This window comes from Parashewanella curva, assembly GCF_003675895.1.
GTDB classification, from domain to species: domain Bacteria; phylum Pseudomonadota; class Gammaproteobacteria; order Enterobacterales; family Shewanellaceae; genus Parashewanella; species Parashewanella curva.
On the sequence record NZ_ML014927.1, the window covers coordinates 1 to 1,980 of the forward strand.

The 1,980-nt window shown below is 40.9% G+C and carries 1 protein-coding gene and 1 pseudogene; both read left to right on the top strand.

The window, feature by feature from the left end:
- Positions 1–128: 128 nt before the first annotated feature.
- Positions 129–1,592, top strand: a pseudogene (locus D5018_RS21210) (HsdM family class I SAM-dependent methyltransferase); the annotation flags it as partial.
- Positions 1,592–1,879, top strand: coding sequence for a restriction endonuclease subunit S domain-containing protein (locus tag D5018_RS21215; protein ID WP_121840957.1), 288 nt, complete (start codon positions 1,592–1,594; stop codon positions 1,877–1,879). The pseudogene D5018_RS21210 and the gene D5018_RS21215, both read left to right, overlap by 1 nt.
- Positions 1,880–1,980 lie beyond the last annotated feature (101 nt).

Here is a 1,980-nt window from a genome sequence, read left to right on the forward strand (position 1 = left end):
CTTCTGTGCCATACGCAGTTACGTTTCGAGTTGCAGAAAGCAAAATATAACAGCTTCAACAGCGCTGAACTTGTTGTTCAGTGGGCATTTGCCAGATATTTTTGTTCAGTAGGCTGAATAGTTACGAGTTAACTAGTTCTGGCTTGGTGCGTTCAATTTACGATCCTACTGCTGGTACAGGTGGTTTCTTATCATCAGGTATGGAATACGTTCACAAGCTTAATGACAAAGCTTCTCTGTCTGCCTTTGGTCAAGAGCTAAACCCTGAGTCATATGCAATCTGTAAGGCGGATATGCTTATTAAAGGGCAGAAAGTCGATAATATTAAGTTAGGTAACACTTTATCCAATGACCAGCTTCGCACTGAGAAGTTTGACTACATGCTGTCAAACCCGCCTTTTGGTGTGGATTGGAAGAAAATCCAAAAATTCATCAATGATGAGCATAACGACAAAGGCTTTGAAGGTCGTTTTGGTGCTGGTTTACCACGAGTCTCAGATGGTTCACTGCTGTTCTTGATGCACCTTGTAAGTAAGATGCGACCTCATTCTTCTGAAAGCAAGGGTGATGGTGGTTCACGTATCGGGATTATTTTGAATGGTTCGCCATTGTTTACTGGTGGTGCAGGTAGTGGTGAAAGTGAAATCAGACGCTACATTTTGGAAAATGATTTACTTGAAGCGATTGTGGCTCTGCCTACCGATATGTTCTACAACACAGGTATTGCAACTTATGTGTGGATTTTATCTTCTCAAAAATCCGCTAACCGTAAAGGTAAGGTGCAGTTAATCAATGCCTCAAAAGAACGTGCTAAAACGGGTGGGCGTGGTCGCAGCGGAGGTGTTGAAGTTGAAGGAAACGATGAATACGTTTTCTATGCTGCAATGCGTAAATCACTAGGTAGTAAACGCAAAGAACTCACACCAGAAGCGATTCATACCATCGTTCAAACCTACGGTCAGTTTACAGAAAACGAGTTTAGCAAAATTTTTGACTACACAGAATTTGGCTACCGCAGAATTACCGTTGAACGCCCACTTAAGCTGGCAATTTATCCAAAAGATGACTTACGCCTTGAAGCACTACAATCAGATAAAGCTTGGAATAAGGTAGATGAATCAATTCAAGATGCAGTTTTAGAAGCTCTAGCCGAGTTTACTGAAGAGAAGCTTTTATCTCGTGATGCTTTCCTAAAAGCGTTTATTGCCAAAATGAACGGTATCAAGCTAACCGAAGCACAACAAAAATTGATTGTGAAACACTTAGGTGAACAGGATGACGAAGCCGAAGTCTGTATGACAAAAGGTAAAGTCGAAGCTAATCCCGATCTTCGTGACAATGAAAATGTACCACTAACCGAAACCGTTGATGATTATTTTGCTCGTGAAGTGTTGCCACATGTTCCTGATGCGTGGATTGATACCAGCAAAACTGACCCTAAAGACGGTGAAGTAGGCATTGTTGGTTATGAAATCCCATTTAACCGCCATTTCTACACTTATGAACCACCAAGAGCATTAGAAGAGATTGATACAGATTTAGATGCAGTATCTGCTGAGATTATGCAACTGCTGCAAGAGGTGCATTCGTGATGACTGGTTCTGCATTAAGTGAAATAAGATACAAAGCGTATCCTGAGTATCAAGATTCTGGAGTTGAGTGGGTTGGAGAAATTCCCTCAGACTGGTCTATGTGGAAATTAGCACACGCTTTCAATGAAATAGGTTCAGGTACAACTCCTCCGACAGATAATGAAAATTGGTTCAAAGGTGATATTCCGTGGGTTACTACTGGAGAACTTCGTGAAAAGGTTATCACTGATACCAAAAAGAAACTTTCCGATATCACCTTAAAACCTACATTTCGCATGGTGATTTAAGTATCCGTACATTTTCAACCATTAACAAAAAACAACATAGATCTTGTAGTGTTCTCATACGGTTTACCAAATTTTAAGCATGCCAAAAGGCTTCTGTCGTG